The 21,577-nt window shown below is 62.8% G+C and carries 18 protein-coding genes; 10 read left to right on the top strand and 8 right to left on the bottom strand.

The window, feature by feature from the left end; genetic code table 11:
* Positions 1-133: 133 nt before the first annotated feature.
* From J3485_RS22555 to J3485_RS22530, 6 genes are all read left to right on the top strand, one after another.
* Complete coding sequence (locus tag J3485_RS22555; RefSeq protein WP_206956533.1) at positions 134-1,603, top strand: carbohydrate porin; 1,470 nt, start codon at positions 134-136, stop codon at positions 1,601-1,603.
* 19 nt (positions 1,604-1,622) lie between these two features.
* Entirely contained in the window at positions 1,623-2,759 is a 1,137-nt protein-coding gene (locus tag J3485_RS22550; protein ID WP_206956532.1) for an NHL repeat-containing protein, read from the top strand.
* Between the two features lies 1 nt (position 2,760).
* The gene (gene efeB, locus J3485_RS22545) at positions 2,761-4,065 is read left to right on the top strand and encodes an iron uptake transporter deferrochelatase/peroxidase subunit (RefSeq protein ID WP_206956531.1); all 1,305 of its coding nucleotides are present in this window, start codon (positions 2,761-2,763) and stop codon (positions 4,063-4,065) included.
* Positions 4,066-4,145: 80 nt separating this feature from the next.
* Positions 4,146-5,171, top strand: coding sequence for an iron ABC transporter substrate-binding protein (locus J3485_RS22540; protein WP_206956530.1), 1,026 nt, complete (start codon positions 4,146-4,148; stop codon positions 5,169-5,171).
* On the top strand, positions 5,172-6,776 hold the full coding sequence (locus tag J3485_RS22535) for an ABC transporter permease (protein WP_206956529.1): 1,605 nt from the start codon (positions 5,172-5,174) through the stop codon (positions 6,774-6,776).
* Between the two features lie 39 nt (positions 6,777-6,815).
* Positions 6,816-7,880 (top strand): ABC transporter ATP-binding protein, encoded by a 1,065-nt coding sequence (locus J3485_RS22530; RefSeq protein ID WP_206956528.1) that lies wholly within the window; start codon positions 6,816-6,818, stop codon positions 7,878-7,880.
* Between the two features lie 76 nt (positions 7,881-7,956).
* Here J3485_RS22530 and J3485_RS22525 read toward each other — a convergent pair whose 3' ends face one another.
* Positions 7,957-8,631, bottom strand: a complete 675-nt coding sequence (locus J3485_RS22525; protein ID WP_206956527.1) for a hypothetical protein — start codon at positions 8,629-8,631, stop codon at positions 7,957-7,959.
* Positions 8,632-9,474: 843 nt separating this feature from the next.
* Here J3485_RS22525 and fusA point away from each other — a divergent pair.
* From fusA to J3485_RS22510, 3 genes are all read left to right on the top strand, one after another.
* The gene (fusA, locus tag J3485_RS22520) at positions 9,475-11,517 is read left to right on the top strand and encodes an elongation factor G (protein ID WP_206956526.1); all 2,043 of its coding nucleotides are present in this window, start codon (positions 9,475-9,477) and stop codon (positions 11,515-11,517) included.
* 171 nt (positions 11,518-11,688) lie between these two features.
* Complete coding sequence (locus J3485_RS22515) at positions 11,689-12,396, top strand: SDR family NAD(P)-dependent oxidoreductase (protein WP_206956525.1); 708 nt, start codon at positions 11,689-11,691, stop codon at positions 12,394-12,396.
* A 12-nt stretch (positions 12,397-12,408) separates the two neighbouring features.
* Positions 12,409-12,645 (top strand): tautomerase family protein, encoded by a 237-nt coding sequence (locus tag J3485_RS22510; protein ID WP_206956524.1) that lies wholly within the window; start codon positions 12,409-12,411, stop codon positions 12,643-12,645.
* 4 nt (positions 12,646-12,649) lie between these two features.
* Here the strand turns inward: J3485_RS22510 and J3485_RS22505 are convergent, their stop codons facing one another.
* Positions 12,650-13,561, bottom strand: a complete 912-nt coding sequence (locus J3485_RS22505; RefSeq protein ID WP_206956523.1) for a LysR family transcriptional regulator — start codon at positions 13,559-13,561, stop codon at positions 12,650-12,652.
* 178 nt (positions 13,562-13,739) lie between these two features.
* Between J3485_RS22505 and J3485_RS22500 the strand changes: the two genes are divergently transcribed.
* Positions 13,740-14,291, top strand: a complete 552-nt coding sequence (locus J3485_RS22500; protein WP_206956522.1) for a thioredoxin family protein — start codon at positions 13,740-13,742, stop codon at positions 14,289-14,291.
* A 38-nt stretch (positions 14,292-14,329) separates the two neighbouring features.
* On the opposite strand, the gene J3485_RS22495 is transcribed toward J3485_RS22500, so the two are convergent.
* From J3485_RS22495 to J3485_RS22470, 6 genes are all read right to left on the bottom strand, one after another.
* The gene (locus J3485_RS22495; protein ID WP_206956521.1) at positions 14,330-14,620 is read right to left on the bottom strand and encodes a hypothetical protein; all 291 of its coding nucleotides are present in this window, start codon (positions 14,618-14,620) and stop codon (positions 14,330-14,332) included.
* A gap of 105 nt (positions 14,621-14,725) precedes the next feature.
* On the bottom strand, positions 14,726-15,679 hold the full coding sequence (locus J3485_RS22490; RefSeq protein WP_206956520.1) for a D-2-hydroxyacid dehydrogenase: 954 nt from the start codon (positions 15,677-15,679) through the stop codon (positions 14,726-14,728).
* Between the two features lie 18 nt (positions 15,680-15,697).
* The gene (gene tkt / locus J3485_RS22485; RefSeq protein WP_206956519.1) at positions 15,698-17,686 is read right to left on the bottom strand and encodes a transketolase; all 1,989 of its coding nucleotides are present in this window, start codon (positions 17,684-17,686) and stop codon (positions 15,698-15,700) included.
* Positions 17,687-17,783: 97 nt separating this feature from the next.
* On the bottom strand, positions 17,784-19,640 hold the full coding sequence (locus tag J3485_RS22480; protein WP_206956518.1) for a TRAP transporter large permease: 1,857 nt from the start codon (positions 19,638-19,640) through the stop codon (positions 17,784-17,786).
* Positions 19,637-20,680: a TRAP transporter substrate-binding protein gene (locus J3485_RS22475; RefSeq protein ID WP_206956517.1), complete on the bottom strand. Its 1,044-nt coding sequence runs from the start codon at positions 20,678-20,680 to the stop codon at positions 19,637-19,639. The genes J3485_RS22480 and J3485_RS22475 overlap by 4 nt, the downstream gene beginning before the upstream one ends.
* 97 nt (positions 20,681-20,777) lie before the next feature.
* Positions 20,778-21,542, bottom strand: a complete 765-nt coding sequence (locus J3485_RS22470; protein ID WP_206956516.1) for an SDR family NAD(P)-dependent oxidoreductase — start codon at positions 21,540-21,542, stop codon at positions 20,778-20,780.
* Positions 21,543-21,577: the final 35 nt, after the last annotated feature.

The raw sequence follows: 21,577 nt of genomic DNA, 5'->3' as shown, positions 1-21,577 counted from the left end.
ACACGGTCATGCCACCGCGCCACCTAGCATTACGTAACGCATACAAGCACCCCGCGATTGTGCGCACGTCGACATTTCTGCCTTGTGCCGCGAAGCAGACTGCGCCATCGTGCCGACAACAAGAGGAGTTTCGATGAGGTTCAGACCAGCCGCTCGCCGCGCCATGCGCAAGAACGCTCAACCGTTGGCGCGTTACGCCGCTCTGGCCTGGACCGCTTTCGCATCGTGCGCCGCCGTTGCCGCGGGTTCGCCCGACGCATTGCCGCAAGCTCCCGAGCAGGACCTCAGCATCCAAGCGCAGCCGACCACTCAATGGACAGGCCTCGCCACGCGCCAAAATCTGCTCGGCGATATCGGCGGCTTGCGTCCCTGGCTCGGCAAATACGGCATCACGTTCAACATGACCGAGACCAGTGAGTACCTCGACAATCTGCGCGGTGGTCTCGCAACCGGCGGCACGTACGACGGGTTGACCACGATGACGCTCAGCGTCGATACGCAAAAAGCGATCGGCCTGCCCGGCGGCACCTTCAACGTCAGCGCACTGCAAATTCACGGCCGCAATCTGAGCCAATACAACCTCGGCACGCTGAACACGGCAAGCGGCATCGAAGCCGACGATACGACGCGCCTGTGGGAACTCTGGTATCAGCAATCGATACTCGACGGCCATGTCGACTTCAAGGTCGGGCAGCAAAGTCTCGACCAGGAATTCATGGTCAGCACGTACGCGAACACGTTCGTCAATACGATGTTCGGTTGGGCCGGCCTGCCCTCGTACGACATGCCGTCGGGCGGCCCCGCCTATCCGCTGTCCGCGCTCGGCGTGCGCGTGCGCGCACAGCTCTCGCCGTCGATCACCGCGCTCGCGGGCGTGTTCGACGGCAATCCGGCACCGGGCACGGGCGATCCGCAGAAGCTCAACGGCAGCGGCACGAACTTCAATCTGCACAACGGCGCGCTCTATATCGGCGAGTTGCAATACGCCATCAATCAGCCGAACGAAGGCGCGATGGATTACGGCACCGGCAAGCCGAGCGGCGGCCTGCCCGGCACCTATAGGCTCGGCCTCTGGTACAACAACGAGCGCTTCGCCGATCAGCGTATCGACAACACGGGACTCTCGCTGGCAAGCCCGCTCTCGAGCGGCGTCGCCGCGCAGCATCAAGGCGATTACAGCTTCTACGCCGTCGCCGATCAAATGATATGGCGCCCCAATCCCGACGAGCCGCGCAGCATCGGCGTATTCGCTCGCTTGATGGGCGCGCCGGGCGACCGCAATCTCGTCAGCGTCAGCGCGAATTTGGGCGTCGTCATGAAGGCGCCGTTCAAGGGGCGCGACAACGACAGCGTCGGCTTAGGCCTCGCCTACGTCAAGGTCGGCAGCCATGCGGCCGGCCTCGACGCCGATAGCGGCAATGTCGTGCGCGGCAGCGAAACGGCGCTCGAAGCCACTTACCAATATCAAGTCACGCCGTGGTGGGTACTGCAAGGCGACGCGCAATACACGTTCAACGCCGGCGCCGGCCAAAACCCCAGCGATCCGACGCAAACGCTGCGCAATACGTTCGTCGTCGGCATGCGCACCACGATCACCTTCTAACCTTCGACGGGGCATTTTCATGAAATCCATCGCCATTGCCCGAGCCGCCGCCGTCGCGGCTGTCCTCGCCGTCGTATCGAACGCATCGCATGCCGAACCGCGAGGCTTCCTCGAAACGATCAAGCACGACAAGACACTCATCAACACCGTACCCGACAACGGCGATCAAAACCCGTATGCGATCGCGGTCGCGCCCGTCTCGGCCGGGACGGTCAAGGCGGGTGACGTGCTCGTCGACAACTTCAACAACTCGACGAATCTGCAAGGCACGGGCAGCACGATCGTCGATTTCCACCCCGATACGAAGCAGATGTCGGTGTTCGCGACGGTACCGCGTGACTTGAAGGCGTGTCCGGGCGGCATCGGCCTGTCGACCGCGATGACGATGCTCAAGTCGGGCTGGGTGATCGTGGGCAGCACGCCCAGTAACGACGGCACGACCACGACGAAAGGCGCCGGATGCCTGATCGTGCTCGACAGCAACGGCAAGGTCGTCTCGACGATCACCGGCGAGAACATCAACGATCCGTGGGGCAACATGGCCGTCGTCGACAACGGCGCTACGGCAACGCTGTTCGTGAGCAACGCGGGCTTTGGCGTCGGCGGTCCGAACGCCGGCCCCGACGGCGAAGTGCCCGTATTCAAGCAATCGACGGTCTTGCGTCTCGATCTCGAGATTGCGCCGGGCAAGGCACCCGTCGTCAAGAAGCAAACGGTCGTCGCCGGCGGATTCGGTGCGCAAGCGGACAAAGGCGTGTTCCTGATTGGGCCGACGGGGCTCGCGCTGTCGGCGGACCAGAAGCAACTGTATGTCTCGGACGCGATCGGCAATCGAATCACCGTTGTCGACGATCCGCTCACGCGTGATACGAGCGCGGGCGTGGGCCGCCAACTGACCGCGGACGGCTTGCTCCATCGCCCGCTCGCGATGGTGACGGCACCGAACGGCCATCTGCTCGTCACGAATGCGCTGAACGGGCAAGTCGTCGAGATCGATCCGGCCAGCGCCAAGCAACTCTACGCGCGCTGGATCGATGCGGACAAGGCTCAATCGCCGCCGGGCAGCGGCGACTTGTTCGGTATCGCAATGACCCCGCAGGGCGACGGCTTCTATTACGTTCAAGACGACGTCAACACCCTCGTACTGGCGAAGTGACATGGCACACGACGACGATACTCCCCCCAAGCACGCCGCACGGCGCGCCTTCCTGAAGGCGGGCGCGGCTACGGCCGCGGTCGGCGCACTCGGCGCCGGCACGGCGGCGCGCGCCGCCACGACCGCGGCGCGCACCCAGCAGGCCGACGCACCCGATCCGATGACGGCCGTCGAGCCGTTCTTCGGCGAGCATCAAGGCGGCATCGTTACGCCGCAGCAAAGCCACAGCTATGCCGCGGCGTTCGATCTGACGACCGACAAACGCGCCGACGTCATCAACCTGCTGCGCGAATGGACCGATGCGGCCGCTCGTTTGACCCGCGGCGAACCGGCGCGTCCGGCGCAGGCGAATGACGATAAGCCGCCCACCGATTCGGGCGAAGCGCTCGACCTCGGCCCGGCCGGTCTGACGATCACGTTCGGCTTCGGGCCGGGCCTCTTTACGCACGAAGGCAAAGACCGTTACGGTCTGGCCGCGCGGCGCCCGCCCGCGCTCATCGATCTGCCGCACTTCAACGGCGATCAACTGTTGCCCGCGAAATCGGGCGGCGATCTGTTCGTGCAAGCCTGTGCCAATGATCCGCAAGTGGCCTTCCATGCGGTACGCCAGCTCGCGCGCATGGGGTATGGCGCGGTGCAAATGCGTTGGGGCCAAGCCGGGTTCCAGTCGGGCGCCCGCGGCAAGACCACGCGCAACTTGATGGGCTTCAAGGACGGCACGAACAACCCCTCGAGCTCGGACCCCGCATTGATGGCGCAGTTCGTCTGGGCCGGCGCGGACGGTCCCGCTTGGATGCAAGGCGGCACGTATTCGGTCGTTCGGCGCATCCGCATCACGCTCGAGCACTGGGATCAAATGCCGCTCGGTTTCCAAGAGCAAGTCGTCGGGCGCCAGAAGCTCAGCGGCGCGCCGATCGGCAAGCAAAACGAATTCGACCCGGTCGATCTCGCCGCCACCGACAAGGACGGCAACCCGGTCATTCCCGACAATTCGCACGTGCGTTTGTCAAACCCGGGCAGCCACGACGGCATGCGGCTTCTGCGTCGCGCCTATTCCTACAACGACAGCACGAATTTCTACATCGAGCGCTGGCCGCCGTGGCGCCAAGAAACCGAGTACGATGCGGGCCTGCTTTTCATTGCGCATCAGAGCGACCCGCGTACGGCCTTCGTTCCGATCAACGAGAAACTCTCGAAGTTCGACATGATGAACCAGTTCACGACGCACGTCGGGAGCGCGATCTTCGCGTGCCCGCCTGGCGTGAAGCAAGGCTCGTTCATCGGCGCCGGCCTATTCGAGGCTTGAACACCTCGAACAATATGAGCACAATCGCGGCGTCGGACAAGCGCCGCGATCGAAACCTTACGTCCATGAAAGAACCGAATATGAAGCAATCCCGATTTGGCAAACGCGTGCATACGATCGTCGCCTCGCTCGCACTCGCGGTGCTCGGCAGCGCATCCTCGTTCGCCCAAGCCGAGTCCATCACGCTCTACAACGCGCAGCACGAACAATTGGTCGCGCAACTCGCCAAGGATTTCACGAAAGAAACGGGCATTACGGTCCGCGTCCGAAGCGGCGAAGGCCCCGCGCTTGCGGCACAGCTCGTTGCCGAAGGTTCGGCGACGCCGGCCGACGTCTACTTCACCGAGAACTCGCCCGAGCTGATGCTCCTCCAAGAAAAAGGCCTGCTCGGCACGGTCGACTCGAAGACGCTGGCGACGGTCCCCGCCCGCTTCAATTCGCCGAGCGGCAATTGGGTCGGCGTATTCGCGCGCGAAAACGTATTGGCGTACAACACGGCCATGATGACGCCGGCGCAGCTCCCCGCTTCGCTGATCGACCTCGCCGGGCCGCAGTGGAAAGGTAAGGTCGGCATCGCGCCGAGCGATTCGGATTTCCTCCCGCTCGTCAGCGGCGTGCTGGCGCTCAAGGGCCACGACCAAACGCTGGCATGGCTCAAGGGTTTGAAAGACAACTCGCAGATCTTCGACGACGACGAAGGCGTAGTTGCCGCCGTCAATCGCGGCGCGGTCGCGACCGGTATCATCAACAACTATTACTGGGATCGCTTGTATACCGAACTCGGTAAGGACAAGATGCGCAGCGCGCTCTACCACTTCGGCCACGGCGACATCGGCGCGCTCGTCAACGTGTCGGGTGCGGCCGTGCTCAAGAACGCGCACAACCCTAGCGGCGCTCAGCGCTTCCTCACCTACCTCGTCAGCGCGCATGCGCAGCAGTTGATGGCGCAAGGTCACATCGGCTACGAATATCCGCTGCGCGCAGGCGTTGCGCCCGATCCGATGGTCAAACCTTTCAACGAATTGCAGCCGCCCGCTCTGACCGTCGAGCAACTCGGCGACGATAGCCAGGCCGCGAAGCTGTTGCGAGAAGCAGGCTTGCTGTAAATGACCGCAGCGGTAGTGCGAGCACCCAAGCAGAAAACACAGCCGACGGGACGCGAGCGCCCGCGTCCTCCACGCGCGCTATCGATCGCGGCAATGCTCGCGGCGCTGCTCGTACTGTTGCCTATCGCATTCACGGCTTGGCGTGCCGCGACGTTCGGGCTTAGCGACGCGATCGATCTGCTGTTTCGTCCGCTCGTCGGCGAATTGTTCGCGAATACGGTGCTGATCACCGTCTCGGCGACAGCCGCTTCCGCCGTCATCGGCACCGCCGCAGCATGGTTCGTCGAACGCACGATGTTGCCCGGGCGCCGGCTTTGGGCTGGGCTGATGGTGGCCCCGCTCGCCATGCCGCCGTTCATCGCGAGCTACGCGTGGGTATCGCTGAGCCTCGACCTGCAAGATTTCGCGGGTGCACTGCTCGTCATCACGTCCACTTATTTCCCGCTTGTCTACTTACCGGTAGCGGCTGCGTTGCGCGGCATGGACCCGGCGCTCGAGGAAACGGCGCGCTCGCTCGGTTGCGGCCGCCGCGCAATTTTCCTGCGCGTGATCTTGCCGCAACTTCGCCCGGCATTGTTCGGCGGCATGCTGCTCGTCGCGCTCGGCGTCATGTCCGAGTTCGGCGCGTTTTCGCTGCTGCGCTTTCGGACGTTTACCACTGAGATCTTCGCCGAGTACCGCACGAGCTTCGACGGCGGCGGGGCATCGATGTTCGCATGCGTGTTGATCGTCGTCGGCCTGGCATGCATCGCGTTCGAGCACCGCGTCCGCGGCCGCGCGCGTTATGCCCGCGTCGATCGCGGCACGCGCCGAACGGCCTCGCGCTATGTCCTCGGCCATTGGCGCTGGCCCGTCGTCGTATGCTTCGCACTCCTAAGCATCGTCACGCTCGGCGTACCGCTCGGCACCATCGCTTATTGGTTGACGCAGCACGGGGCCGCGGCCATCACGCCCTCGGAAGTCTCGGCCGCGTCTCTACTGGACGCGGCGAAAGCATCCGTCAGCTTGGGCCTGAACGCCGCGCTCGTAACAACCGCTCTCGCCTTACCGCTCGCGTTTTTACTCGTTCGCTATCCCGGACGGTTCGCCATGTGGCTCGAGCGCATCGTCTTGCTCGCACAAGGCGTCCCTGGGCTCGTCATTGCACTCGCGCTGGTATCGCTGGCCGTGCATGCTGCCAAGCCGCTTTACCAGACGACCACGCTGCTGATCGCTGCCTACGCGGCGCTCTTTCTGCCGCTCGCGCTCGTCAGCGTGCGCGCGTCGTTGCTCCAGATGTCGCCGAGATTGGAGGAAGCCGCACGCTCGCTAGGGCTCGGTACCGCGCCGATTCTCGGTCGCGTGCTGCTGCCGCTGACACGTGCAGGTTTAGGGGCGGCCGGGACGATGGTGTTCATCTCGGTCGTCACTGAACTCAATGCGACGCTGCTGCTCTCGCCGCTCGATACGCAAACGCTCGCCACGCAAGTATGGAGCGATACCGCCTCGCTCGCCTTTGCCGCCGCGGCGCCCTATGCAGCCCTGCTCGTCGGCATTTCGCTGGGAGCGTCGGCCCTGCTGTTCACTTTTCTGGGCCGCTCCATCGTGGCGCGCGCCGATATCTGACATGCCACGCTTCATTCGGCCGCCGGCCATGACACCCCGATGAGCGACCTAACCATACGCGGCCTGCACAAGGCCTTCGGCGAGCGCGCCGTCTTGCGCGGCGTCGATCTTTCGGTCAAGAACGGCGGCTTGCTCGCATTGCTCGGCCCATCCGGCAGCGGCAAGACGACGTTGCTGCGTACCGTGTGCGGTTTCGAGCGAGCGACCCAAGGGACGATCGCCATCGGCGGACGCCAAGTCGACGGCGAGGGCGTGCATGTCCGTGCAGAAGCACGCCGCATCGGCTACGTGTCGCAAGAAGGCTCGCTGTTTCCGCATCTGTCGGTTGCCGACAACATCGTGTTCGGCCTTTCGCGTCCGCAGCGCCACGCCCGTCACCGTGTCGACGAACTGCTCGAACTCGTCGGCCTGCCCTTGTCTTGCGGCAATCGGCCACCGCACGAGTTGTCCGGCGGGCAGCAGCAGCGCGTTGCGCTCGCGCGTGCGCTGGCCCCGTCGCCATCGCTCGTCATGCTCGATGAACCGTTCTCATCGCTCGATGCCTCGCTGCGCGCGGAAACGCGCCAAGCCGTTGCGGACGCGCTCGTGCATGCGAACGCCACGGCCGTGCTCGTGACGCACGATCAATCGGAAGCGCTGTCGATGGGGCACGAGGTTGCCGTGCTCTGGGATGGGCGCTTGATTCAAACGGCGTCGCCCGACGTCCTGTACCGACGCCCCGTCTCGCGCGAGGTCGCGTCGTTCGTCGGCGAAGCGCTGGTTTTGCCGGGCACCGTCGAGCAAGGTAGCGTCGTATGCGATCTCGGGGTGCTGAAGCTGTCGGCGCCCCATGTCGATGGCCTCGTCGACGTCATGATCCGACCGGAACAAATCCATGTAGCAGTGCACGATGCCGCCGATCGCACGACCGAAGGACAGTGTGATGCTCGCGTCGAAGCGGTGACGTTTTACGGACACGATGCGCGCCTAAGCCTGCGGCTCGAACATCCATCAGCGGCGGGCGGCATCGCCGTTTACGCGCGCGTACCTGGTTATCGCGCGCCTGCTGTCGGCACGCGGGTGCGGTTGTCCGTCGACGGCGAGGTTGTCGCATACCACCGCTGATCGTGTTCCACCGTGGCTTTCGATATGCCCATCGCTCGAGATGCGGTCACCGGCAGTGGTAGACCGGTTCGTTCAGCTAGGCTACCGAAAGCGAACGCATCGGCACTTCTTGCGCCATGACCGCACGCGGCACGTGTCGCATAACGGGAACGACCTCGGACGTCGACCGATACACGCGCCACCAGGCCGCCTTCCCCCTCTCTGGAAGATCGTCGAGCAATAGGGTGCGCTTGCGCAGGATTCGATACGGGTCGTCCATCGCGCCGAGATAGCCGGTCCGGTTGACGAGAGCAACGTAATTGAGGTCGCCGTACTCGAGGTACTCGGAAAATTCGCCCGCCGGCGCCACGCGCCCGTCTCGGGCCACCGTCAACTCCCTCGTGTACGAGAGCCACCAAGTACACGATTCGACCCGCGCCGGCCGTCTCTCGGCCATGATCGACCGGTCGTCCAAGTGACTGACCGCCAGCATTCGAGACTGGCCCTTGTCGTCGACCATTTGCAGCCGGATGCGATCGGCGAAAGCGACGGGATCGCCCCACTTCCGTTTCGCGCCGACCACGGGCAGCACGCGCCATTGGTAATCTCGCTCCGGGTACTTGTCGGGTTCGGCGACTTCGGTCGACAGTTGCAGCGGATGGCGCCGGCCAGCCTTGCGCTGCACGATTCCGAGGAACAAATGCTCGCCGCCCTCGCAGCTCTCGCAGTTCTCGAACACGACCTGATCTCCGTAACGCACGACATCGTCCATGTTTTGCCCCCGGTATTTAGATGAATAAGCGTGTCGAACAAGGTAATCGCACAGCCGTAATGCTGCTCTACCAGTCGATCCATTCCGGCACGCGATCGCATCGAATGCAGCGACATACGCCACTAGACATCGAGTACCGAAACATGGGAATGCAACTTGAAATAGCTTTTTTGCTACTGTTATCTCAGTTTTTCGTACGGCGCGGAGCGCGGCAAACCCTTTGTACTTTTATCCGGGACGGTACCCAGCACTCCGTTCATTGCCCCGTGCCGCAGCGGAGCTGCCACACCCCGGCTCCACCAAACGATCGAAATATGAAACCGAAAATAAATCTAGTAAGTAGCGCATTGCATGTCAAGAAACATAATGAATATTTATGATTCATTGCTTTGCAAAGATCGTTCTACCTTTTCACGTCGCCCAACTCCCGGGCGTAGGCGGCGATCGCGAGAAATTGGGGTCGCGCAGTACGAAAGCGGGCCACATTGCGGCGCTATTTTGATCGCCCCAAAAAGCAACATTGACAATTGTTGTGGTTTATCGCAGGCGCGAGGTTTACTGGGTTTATCGACCCATCGATCAAGATTCATTTAACGCAAAGGGGCACCACCGTTTCAGTTCTCTTGTGATTTTTGATCTGCCTTTCGCTCTTTGCCGAAGCGCCATGTTGCAGCGCATGATGCGATGACCCGCGGCTCGACCGTAGCGATCTCAGCGTTTAGATGGCATGGCGGATGCGGGTCGGCGTCGTGCCCGACCGCGCAGATCGGCGCCGCACCGGGTGGCGGCGCGCGCTTTTTTCGCGAATAATGGCCCAATTGCGATCGCTGGACGAGGGCCGCCATGGACTTCCAACCCGAAGCCATTCGTACCATCGCGTTGGTCGGCCATGCCGGTTGCGGCAAGACCTCGCTGATCGAAGCACTGCTGTACCGAAGCGGCGCTATCCATACCGCCGGCAGCGTCGAGCGCGGGACGACGGTGTGCGATTTCGATCCGCTCGAGCGCAAGTATCGCCACTCGCTGACTTCGGCCATCGCCCACCTCGATTACCGCGACACGCGCGTCTATCTTGTCGATACGCCCGGATATCCCGATTTTTCGGGTCTTTCGCTAAGTGCCCTGTCGGCCGTCGAGACGGTCGCGGTCGTCGTCAATGCCCGAACCGGCATCGAAATGACCACGCGCCGGATGATGGCGTGGGCCAAGGCACGCAAGCTCTGCGTGATCATCGTCGTTAACGGCATCGACGGCGAGAAGGTCGACTTGCCCTCCCTCGTCGAGCAAATCCAGGAAACGTTCGGCAAGACGTGCTTGCCGATCAATCTGCCTGCGCAGCAAGCGCGCGGCGTCGTCGACTGCTTCTTCAATCCGGCCGGCGACGCCGATTTTCTGACGGTCGCGTCAGCTCACGATGCGCTCGTCGATCAAGTCATCGAACTCGACCCCGGCTTGATGGAGCTTTACCTGGAGCAAGGCGAGGCCATCCAACCCGAGCAACTGCATGCGCCGTTCGAGCAAGCGCTGCGCGAAGGACATTTGATTCCGATCTGCTTCACGTCGGCTGCGACAGGTGCGGGCATCCAAGAACTCCTCGACGTATTCGCACGCCTGCTGCCGAATCCACTCGAAGGCAACCCACCGCTTTTCTATCGAGACGTCGACGATCGTCGGGAAACGGTGCAAGCGCAGCCCGTGGCCGACAAGCATGTGCTCGCTCACGTGTTCAAGATCGTGGTCGACCCCTACATCGGCAAGATGGCCCTGTTTCGCATCCACCAGGGCACGGTGCGGCGCGATGGCCAACTCTATATCGGCAGCGCGCGCCAACCGTTTCGCGTGGCGCATTTGATGCTGCTGCAGGGAAAGGACCACGTCGACATCGCCAAGGCAGGCCCCGGCGATATCTGTGCGACGGCTAAAGTCGACGAGATCGGCTACGATGCCGTGCTGCATGATGCGCCCGAAGACGGCAATATCCATCTGGCTCCGCTCGAATTCCCCAATCCGATTTACGCGCTCGCGATCGAGCCCGAGCGGCGCGGCAACGAGCAGCGTCTCTGGGAGATCCTGCAAAAGCTGGCCGCCGAAGATCCTTGCTTGCGCATCGAACACCCGATAGGGACCAACGAAACCGTCGTTCGCGGGCTCGGCGAACTCCATCTTCGGCATATGCTCGAGCGGCTCACCGAACAGTACAAACTCGCGGTCGTCACGCGTCCGCCGAAAATCGCGTATCGCGAAACCATCGGCACGGCCGCCGAAGGGCATTATCGGCACAAGAAGCAAACGGGCGGTGCGGGGCAATTCGGCGAAGTCATGCTGCGCGTCGAACCGTTGCCGCGCGGCGCGGGCTATGAATTCGTCGATGCGGTCAAGGGCGGCGCCGTGCCGGGGCAATTCATGCCCGCCGTCGAAAAAGGCATTCTTCAGGTAATCGAAAGTGGGCCGCTCGCCAGTTTCCCTATGCAGGACGTTCGCGTGACGGTGTATGACGGCAAGCACCACCCCGTCGATTCGAAAGAAGTGGCGTTCGTCGTTGCGGGTCGCAAGGCTTTCATCGATGCGGTACTCAAGGCGCAACCGATCTTGCTCGAGCCGATCGTCGATTTCGAAGTGACGGCGCCCGAAGCGGCGATGGGCGACATCATCGGCGATCTGTCCTCGCGGCGTGCGCAGGTGCAAGGCTCGCGCACGCTCGGCGGACATATGGTGGCCGTGGCGGCGAAGGTGCCGCTATCGGAACTGGCCGAATATCAGTCGCGCCTGAACGCGATGGCCGGCGGCGACGGCAATTACAGCATCGAACTCAGCCACTACGATCCCGTGCCGCCGAATCAGCAAGACAAGCTCGCGGCGCAATACAAACGGCACGAGGAAGGCTAGGAGCGGTGATCGTTCTGTGCATCGCAGCATAGCGATCGATTTGTTCCTCAGACGCAAGACTATTTGTCCATGGTGGGTCTTCGACACGCGAATCCAGGCGCCTACAGTTGCGCCATCGGATCGACGATTCGATCGGCCATCAAGCCGAATCCCTTTGCATCGAGACCCACCATGAACACATCGAAAGTCATTATCGTTACAGGCGCATCGCAAGGCATCGGCGCGGAAACCGTCAAGGCCTTCCTCGCCAATGGTCATCGCGTTGTTGCCAATGCTCGCTCGATCGCGTCGTCGGACGACCCCAATCTCGTCACCGTTGCCGGCGACCTCGGCAACCCCGAGACAGCCAAGCGCATCGTCGAAGCCGCCATCGGCCGCTTCGACCGCATCGATACGCTCGTCAACAACGCCGGCATCTTCATCGCCAAGCCTTTCACTCGATACACGTCTGAAGATTACGCCGCGTTCAACGGCGTCAATCTCAACGGTTTTTTTCATATCACGCAGCGGGCGATCGCGCAGATGGAAAAGCAACGCAGCGGCCACGTCGTGACGATCACGGCGACCCTCGTCGATCAAGCGAACAGCAAGGTGCCGTCCGTACTCGCTTCGTTAACGAAGGGCGGCCTGAACGCTGCGACGAAATCGCTTGCGATCGAATATGCCAAGGCCGGCATTCGCGTCAACGCGGTCGCGCCCGGCATCATCAAATCGCCAATGCATGCGCCTGAAACGCACTCGACGCTCGCCGCGTTCCATCCGCTCGGCCGCATGGGCGAGATGAGCGACATCGTCGGCGCCATTCTCTATCTCGACTCGGCGCCGTTCGTGACGGGAGAAATCTTGCACGTCGACGGCGGCCAAAGCGCCGGTCATTGAACGGAAAACATCATGCCCATCGTCACTATTCAAGTCACGCGAGAAGGCACTGGCCCAGGCGCGGATTCGATCACGGCCGAAGAAAAGGCGCGCCTCATCGAGGGCGTGAGCCACGTGCTGCGCGACGTCCTCGCCAAGCCGCTCGACTCCACGTTCGTCGTGATCGAGGAGGTCGAATTGGAAAACTGGGGCTGGGGCGGACTGCCGGTGCAAGCCTTTCGCAAACAACGCTCGGCCGAACAGACGTGACGCGCTATTTGCGCACTTGCTCGACGAGGAAATCGACGAAGCTGCGCACGCGCGACGACAGATGGCGGCCGTGCGGATAGAGCAGTACGAACGGTCGCGTGCAGCCGCCATGGACAGTCAGCATTTCCTTTAGCGTGCCGTTCGCGAGATCTTGCTCGACGAGAAAGCGATAGGTCTGAAACAGCCCCGCGCCGTGCCGGGCCAGCGTCACGCCGGCGAGCACGTCGCCTGAAGTCGCGTAGGCACTGCTCGGCGCAATCTCGACGATTTCTTTGCCCTGCTTGAACATCCATGGTACGGGCCTGCCGTTGCTCGGCAACTCGAACTGGATGCAGTCGTGGCGAGCGAGATCGTCGAGCGTTTCGAGCTTGCCGGCTCGCCGCAAGTAGTCGGGTGCGGCGACGACGACGAGTTCGGCATCCTCCAACTTTCTCGCGATCAGGTTCGAGTCTCTGGGTGCGCGGCCGCGAATCGCGAGGTCGAAACCTTCCTCGGCGAAATCGATGTTGCGATTGCTCAGATGCGCTTCGATCTTCACCTGCGGATAGCGCGCGCGAAATGTCGCCAACAACGGCAGGATGCGATAGTGCCCATACGGCGTCGGCATGCTGATGCGCAGCACGCCGGCTGGCGTCGTTTGCTGGCCCATCGCCTCGCGCTCCGCCTCGGCCAATTGCGATAGCGCTTGTCTACATTCCTCGAAGTATCGCCGGCCCGCATCGGTCAACTTGATTTGCCGTGTCGTTCTGACGAATAGACGCACGCCGAGCCGCGCCTCCAAGCGTGCGACCGAGCGGCTGACCGCCGCCGGATTGACGCCGGCGGCCGTTGCGGCGATCGTGAAGCTTTCCGATTCGGCCGCGAGGCAGAACAGCTCGATGCTGCCCAGAAGGAGGTCTCCGAATTGACGCTGCATGGCTTTTATCGTTGATCGTGGCGATGACTTCGTGAGTGGCTGTGCGGCTGTGTGCTTCTTTTCAATCGGCAGGCGTCAGCATACGCCGCGTCCGAGCGAGCATGCATCCGATCGCCGAAAGCGTGCGTATTGTCAGGTAACCGCACGGCGGTCGAATCCAACCTCGAAGGAACCTGACATGCGTAAATCGACTCGACATCTAGGCGTTTTCGCCGTTTTGGTCCTCGTTGCCGCGGCCGCGGCTTCCGTGGTCAGCAAAGCGAACGGCGTCGGCGCTCCGGCCGCCATGCAAGGCACGGCACCGGAATTCACGGGCATCGATCATTGGCTGAACAGCCCCCCGCTGACGATGCAAAGCTTGCGCGGCAAGGTCGTGCTCGTCGATTTTTGGACCTACGGCTGCATCAACTGCTTCCATACGCTACCTTACGTGAAGGAATGGGATCAGCGGTATCGAAACAAGGGCTTGACGGTCATCGGCATTCATACGCCGGAAACGCCGGACGAGCACAGTACCGCGAATCTAAAGGATGCGATCCAACGCTACGGCATTCGCTACCCGGTGGCTCAGGACAACGACTATGCGACGTGGAATGCCTACGGCAATCAGTATTGGCCGGCGTTTTATCTGATCGATAAGAAAGGGCACATCGTCTACACGCACGTCGGCGAAGGGCAATACCGGGAGACCGAAGCGTGGATCGAAAAGCTCTTGGCGGAGAAGGATTGAGGATGGGTAAGACAACTGTCGCTATTTGCCGTCATTTGTCATGACTTAAGGCGCCGCCCCGAACGAATCAACGCGACGGCACCCCACAGCATGAGCGCGCAGATCGCAGCCGGAATCGTCACCAAGCCGGCCCAGCCGGCCACGAACATCGTCGACAGCAGGTTGCCGAAATCGTGCCCGTGAACGACGCACGGATAGATGCCAGCCTCATCGAGCCGGCATTGGTTCGCACTGGCGACGACCTCGGCGATCGAAACCGAAATGAAAGGCGCGGCGCCGATCAAAAGAATCGACGATAAGACGAAGAGTCGGCGTTTGCCTGGGGTCATGGCTCAATGCGTAAGCGTTCCGTATCACGCTCGCCGCATGGGCGAATCGAGCGCGGCCGTCTATCACTGCCGCGCTCGATGTTAATACAATTGGCTTCGCCACTCTCAAACTAGGTTCGTCGGTGCGCCTTCGACGAATCGTTCGATGTTATCGACCAATTGATCGGCCAGCGCCTGTTGCGCCTCGTCCGACGCCCACGCGACATGGGGCGTCAAGATCACGTTGCCGCGCGACGCCGCACGCATGAGCGGGCTGGTTACCGACGGCGGCTCGCCATCGGCAACGTCGAACCCCGCGCCGCTGATGAGCCCCTCGTCGAGCGCCGTGACGAGATCGGCTTCGTTGACCAAACCGCCCCGCCCCGTGTTGATGATCAACGGCCGCCGCTTCATCGCGCGAAACTCGGGCAGCGCCAGCATGTTGCGCGTGGTTTCCGTGAGCGGGCTATGCAGCGTGACGATGTCGCTCGTCGCAAGGAATTCGTCCCACGGCGTATAGAGTCTGCCCTGCCCTTCCCGCCCCTTGTGCGCGGCGAACATCGGCAACATTCCGAACGCCTTCGCGATTTCCGCCACGCGTTGCCCGAGCACGCCTTCGCCGATGATCCCGAGACGAGCGCCCGCAAGATCGCGGATCGCATGGTTGAAAAAGCAAAACTGCCCGGACTTCTGCCACTCGCCCGCCAGCACGTCGTCGCGATAGGCGACGAGATTGCGGCGCAGGGCGAGCATGAGCGCGAATGTATGCTCGGGAACAGTGTTGACGGCATAGCCGCGGATATTGCTCACGACGACGCCGAGCCGCCGGCACGCGGCTTTGTCCACGCAATCCGTGCCCGTCGCCGCGACTGCAACGAACATCAGATCCGGCAACGCGCTCAATACCTCGCCCGGCAACGCAACCTTGTTGGTGATGACGATCGTGGCGCCCGCCAGCCGCTCGGCTACCTCGTTTGCAGCGGTGCGGTCATATTCGATCAATTCGTGCGCAAAGGACGGCGAGCGCAGATGGATATGCGGTGCCAGCGTGGCCCGGTCGAGAAAGACGATCTTGTGCATGTGCTAATAACTACTTAGTTATCCTAAATTAATGAGGCGAATCGCTTCCGCTGCAACGTGCTTGGCCGTGATGCCGAAATGTTCGTAGAGCGCATCGGCGGGCCCCGACGCGCCGAATCCGGTCATTCCGACGAAACCGCCGCGTTCGCCGAGATAGCGATCCCAACCGAATCGAACCGCGGCCTCGACGGCTACGCGAACGGTGCCCGGACCGAGTACGGACGCGCGATAAGCCGCGTCTTGCAGATCGAATTGCTCCCAACACGGCATCGAGACGACTGCCGTCGCGATCCCCGCAGCCTGCAATTGCAGCCGTGCATCGAGCGCGACGACGACCTCCGAACCGCTGGCCAGCAGCGTGACGCGGCGCGGTCCGCCTTCGGCCTGCGCGAGTACGTAAGCGCCCTTGCGGCTGAGATTCTGCGGCACATGCTCGCGTCGAACGGGACGTAGCGACTGACGCGCGAATACCAACGTGCTCGGCCCCGTGCGATGCTCGAGCGCGACCTCCCAGCATTCGGCAGCTTCGACCGCATCCGCCGGGCGCATCACGAGCATGTTCGGCATCGCGCGCAGCGACGCCAGGATTTCCACCGGTTGATGCGTCGGGCCGTTCTTGCCCACGCCGATCGAGTCGTGACTGAACACGAATTTCACGGGCAAACCCATGAGCGCGGCCATGCGCATCGCCGGACGCTCATAGTCCGAGAACGCGAGATACGTCACCGCCAGCGGAATGACGCCGCCGTGCGCGGCCATGCCGTTGGCCATCGAGCCCATCAGATGTTCGCGCACGCCGCAGTGCACGTAGGCCCCGGCGCGATCTTGCGCCGTGAACGCCTGCAATTGACGCTTGTGTCCCGTCGGCGCTTCGAGATCGGCGCAGCTCACGACGCGCTCGGGCAAGCACGATGCGAGCAAGTCGTTGATGTCGGCTGAAATCATGATGCCCGGCGCAGCTTCATCGCATTCGATCGCGCGGCGGCGATAGGTGTCGAGTACCTGGTGCCAGTCGTCGGGCAATGCGCCGGCCATCACGCGCTCGAACTCGGCTCGATCGTTTGCAGGCAACGCTGCAACGCGCGCCTGCCACTGGCGGTATTCGGCTTCGCTTCGTCGCCCCGCCGCACGCCATGCGTCGAGCGTTGCGGATGGTACGTCGAATTCGGCGTGTGGCCATGCGAGCCGCGTTCGGGCATCGTCGGCGTCCGAGGCGAACAAGCGTCCGCTATGCCCGCCGCGCTGGCCTTCGAGGCGCGCGATGCCGCGGCCGATGACCGTCCGGCACGCAATCATCGACGGCCGCGGGTCTTTGCGCGCGAGCGTCAGCGCCGCGGACACCGCCTCGACGTCATGACCGTCGACCTCCTGCACGTGCCAGCCCGCGACGCGAAAGCGCTCGCCCACGTCCTCGCTGATCGACAGCGTTGTGCTGCCGTCATCGGTGATGCGGTTGTCGTCCCAACACAGAATGAGCTTGCCCAGTTGCAAATGACCCGCGAGCGAAATCATTTCCTGACCGACGCCCTCTTGCAGACAACCGTCTCCGACGAACGCGTAGGTGTAGTGATCGACGACCTCGCGGCCGAATTTCGCCGCGAGATAGGCTTCGGCGATCGCCATACCGAGTGCATTCGCGATGCCTTGCCCGAGTGGCCCCGTCGTCACTTCGATGCCCGATGCCCGGTCGTATTCGGGGTGCCCTGCGCAATGCGCACCTAGCTCTCGGAACGATTTGATCTCGTCGAGCCCCACCCGTTCATAGCCGGTCAAGTACAGCAATGCATACAGGAGCATCGAACCGTGGCCGTTCGACAACACGAATCGATCGCGATCGGGCCAAGTGGGATCGCTCGCATTGAATTTCAGATGGCGCGTAAACAGCGCCGTTGCGATTTCGGCCATTCCGAGCGGCACGCCCTGGTGTCCTTCGCCGGCACGCAGTATCGCGTCGATGGCAAGAAACCGGATCGCGTTGGCCAACGGGGGGGTATCCATAGTCGTCATAGCAAAAGCATCCTCCGCGCGGCCCTGTTTCAGGGCCGCTGCCGGCAACGTAAGGGAGAGGGAAAGGAATCGATGCGCGTGCGAAGTCTCGCTCGCATCAACTCAAGAAGCCCGTGGAAATCCAAGGAATCGCCGTGACCGCCGCGAGGCCGACGACGAGCGCGCCGAGATACGGCCAGATCCGCCGCAGGCCCGCATTGGGATCGACGCGCCCAATCGTGCATGCTGCGTAATAGCCCAATCCGAAAGGCGGTGTGAACAAGCCGATGCCCATCGCGAGAATCACGGTAATCGCGTAATGCACCTCATTGATGCCCGCTTGACGCGCGATCGGAAACAACAGCGCCCCGAACAGAACCATCGCGGGAATGCCTTCGAGCACGCTGCCGAGCACGATGAACGCGATGACGGAGATGAACAGGAAGCCCCACGAGCCGCCCGGCATATGCGCCATGGCCTGCGCCAGCGCCTGCGAAAAACTCGCTTGCGTAAGCGCCCACGCCATCGCCGTCGCCGCGCCGATGATCAGCAAGATCGCGCCGGACAGCGATGCCGTCTCGACGAGCATCGGGTAAATGCGCCGCCAATCGAAGTGGCGATAGACGAGCAAGCCGACGACGACCGTATAGGCAATGCCGATCGTCGACACTTCGGTGGCCGTGGCCACGCCGTCGGCCACGGCAAAGCGGATCAACACCGGCAGCACCAGCGCGGGCACGGCTACGATGAACGTTCGCATCACCGTTTTGGCGCTTGCGCGGGGTGTCTTGCCGGCCAAGTCACCGGTGCGCCGTCGCGCGATCGCGCCGAGCGCGACCGCCAGCACCAGGCCCGGCAACAGGCCGCCCGTGAACAATGCCGCGATCGACACGCCGGTCACGGAGCCAATGATGATCAACACGAGCGAAGGCGGAATCGTCTCGGCCATCGCGCCGCAGGCGGCAAGCAGCGATACGAGCTCGCCCTCCGGAATGCCTCGCTTCTTCATTTCGGGGAACAGCACGGGGGCGACGGCAGCCATGTCCGCCGTCTTTGCGCCCGAGATGCCCGATACGAGCACCATCGCGCCGATCAGCACGAACGACAGGCCGCCTTTGACGTGCCCGAGCAACGAAGCGAGGAACGCGACCATCGCGTTCGCCATCCGCGTCATCTCGATCAGTTGCCCGAGTAGCACGAACAGCGGCACGGCCAGCAGCACGAGCGAACTCATGCCTTCATTCATCTGACCGGTGATGACGGCCAGCGGCGTGGTGGTCGTGCCGAGCAGGCATGCCACCGTCGAGAGCCCAAAGCAGAACGCGATCGGCAAGCCACCGAGCACGCCGCAGGCAAGCAGCACCCCGAAGAAGATCACGAGGCTCCAATTGCCGATCGACCAGATCCAATCTCTCGCGAGATAGAGCGCGAGCGCGATCACGGCGAGCGTGCCGAGTGCACCGGCCAATTCGCGCCACCGATGACTCGCGAGCCGCACACCGCAAATGGCCAGCATGAGCACGCTGCCGACCGGCACCGCAGCCACGCGCACGGTGTCGGACAGCCCCATGACCGGCGTTTGCACGACCCACTGATTTTGTGCGTAGTCGATCGATGGCCCAAGCATGATCGCAAGGAACACGCACGGCGCGCCGATGGCGAGCGCTTCAGCGAATGCGCGCCACGCGGGCGGCAGACGATGTGCGATCACCGTCATTCTCATGTGGTCGCCACGACGCAACGCAACGGCGGAGCCGAGCATCGCCAGCCAGAGAAACAAGATCGAAGCCAGTTCGTCGCCCCATACGAGCGCATAGCCGAACACGAAGCGCGAGATGACGCCGGCGAGCAGCACGACCACCTCGGCCAGCACGACGAGCGCCGCCGGCAATTCGACGATCCAGCCGAGCACCGTGTCGCATCGCAATTGCCATACGGGCGGACGATGCTCGCCGAAAGACAGTACGCCGGTCATGCCAATGCTCCGGTTGTGTTTTGCAGCAGCGCCCATGCTTGGTCGCCGAACTTCGCGCGCCAATCCTTGTAGAAGCTCGTCTTGCGCAATTGAGCGCGAAACGCCTGCTTATCCACGTCGAGTACCTGCAAGCCCTTCGCCGAAAGACTTTGCGCGAGCGAGTCGTTCAAGCTCGCGATGTCGGCCCGCTCCTCCAGCGCGGCACGGTCGAACTCGTGCTGCACGATCGTTTGGAGGTCCGGCGGCAAGCGCTTGAACGAGGCCGGATTGCCGAGAATCCAATAGCTGTCCCACACATGGCTCGTCAGGCTCACGTATTTCTGCACTTCATAGAGCTTGGCCGTGGCGATGATCGGCAGTGGGTTTTCCTGGCCGTCGACGAGATGCGTTTGCAGCGCCGAATAGAGTTCGTTGAAATTGATCGGAGTCGGCCCCGCTTGCAGCGCGCGGAACAGCGAGATCATCATCGGCGCGACGGGCACGCGGATTTTGAAGCCGCGCAGATCGTCAGGAGTCCGAATCGGTTTCGACGACGACGTGATCTGCCGAAAGCCGTTGTCCCACGGCCGCGAGATCGTCAACATCCCCACCTTTTCGATCTGGCCGCGAATGTACTTGCCGAGGTCGCCGTCCATCGCCTTCCAGACGTGATCGTAATCCGGGAAGGCGAAGCCCGTGTTCGCGATCCCGGCCGCGGGCACGAGCGTCGACATGACGGAGGCCGCCATGTTGATGAAATCGACGCCGCCATTGCGGATCTGCGACAACAGATCCGTATCGGAGCCGAGCTGGTTGCTCGGGAAAACGCGTATTTCGAGCCGCCCGCCCGATGCCTTCAAGATGCGATCGGCCGCCTGCTTGGCGCGCACGTTGACCGGGTGGGTCGGATCTTGTCCCGTTGCCAGCTTGTACGAAAACTGCGGCGCCGCCGATGCCTTACGCGCCACGCCCAAGAGCGGCACCGCGGCCGACAGCGCCGCCCCCGCTTTCAGAAACGCGCGGCGGTCCATCCCGTTCTTCGTGTTCGAATCCGTCGTCATGATCTGCTCCTCCAACATGGTGTGGGTCGTTTTTTAGTTTTCGTCGAGAGTCGGCGCACAGTCGAGCGCGCCGATTTGCTGCCGGGAATACGCGCGCTCAGCCGTGAATCAGCATGCCGCCGTTGACATCGATCACCGCGCCGGTGATATACGAGGATAGCTCCGACGCGAGGAACAAAAACGCGCCCGCGACGTCGTCGGCCACGCCGAGCCGGTTCAGCGGAATGCCGGCGAGAATCTCGACGCGCTTTTCCTCGCTGATCTTGCCCGCATTGATGTCGGTTTGGATCAATCCCGGCGTGACGCAATTGACGCGAATACCGTCGTTACCGAACTCGCGCGCCATCGCTTTGGCCAAGCCCAGCACACCGGCTTTCGCGGCCGAGTAATGCGGGCCGCCCAGAATACCGCCGCCGCGCTGCGCCGACACCGATGACATGCAGGCAATCGAGCCCGAGCGCTGCTTTTTCATCTGGGGGATGACGGCCTGCGAGAGGTAAAGCACGCCGCGCAGATTGACGTCGAGGATGCGGTCCCAGCCGGCGGCATCGATATCGAGCAGTTTGGCCGGCTGCGTGATGCCCGCGTTGTTCACGAGGATGTCGATCCGGTCGAACTCGCCGACGATGCGCTCGACGGCCACCTGACACGCGTCGCGATCCGTGACGTCGCAGGCATAGCCGCGATGCGCTTCGCCGAGCGAGGCCGCAGCCTCGGACGCGTCGGCCTTGTTCAGGTCGAGGATGGCGACGCGGGCACCGTGCCGTGCGAACATGCGCGCGGTGGCCAGACCGATGCCGCGCGGCGATGCCGCACCCGAAATAACGGCGACTTTGCCTTCGAGCAGACGTGCTTCAGACATGTAGTTCTCCTAACTAATTGGCGATTGAATGGATT

Origin of the sequence: Trinickia acidisoli (assembly GCF_017315725.1) — a bacterium.
In the GTDB taxonomy this organism is placed as follows: domain Bacteria; phylum Pseudomonadota; class Gammaproteobacteria; order Burkholderiales; family Burkholderiaceae; genus Trinickia; species Trinickia acidisoli.
The sequence above is the reverse complement of the archived record's forward strand: the minus strand, read 5'-3'. Positions and strand labels throughout refer to the sequence as shown.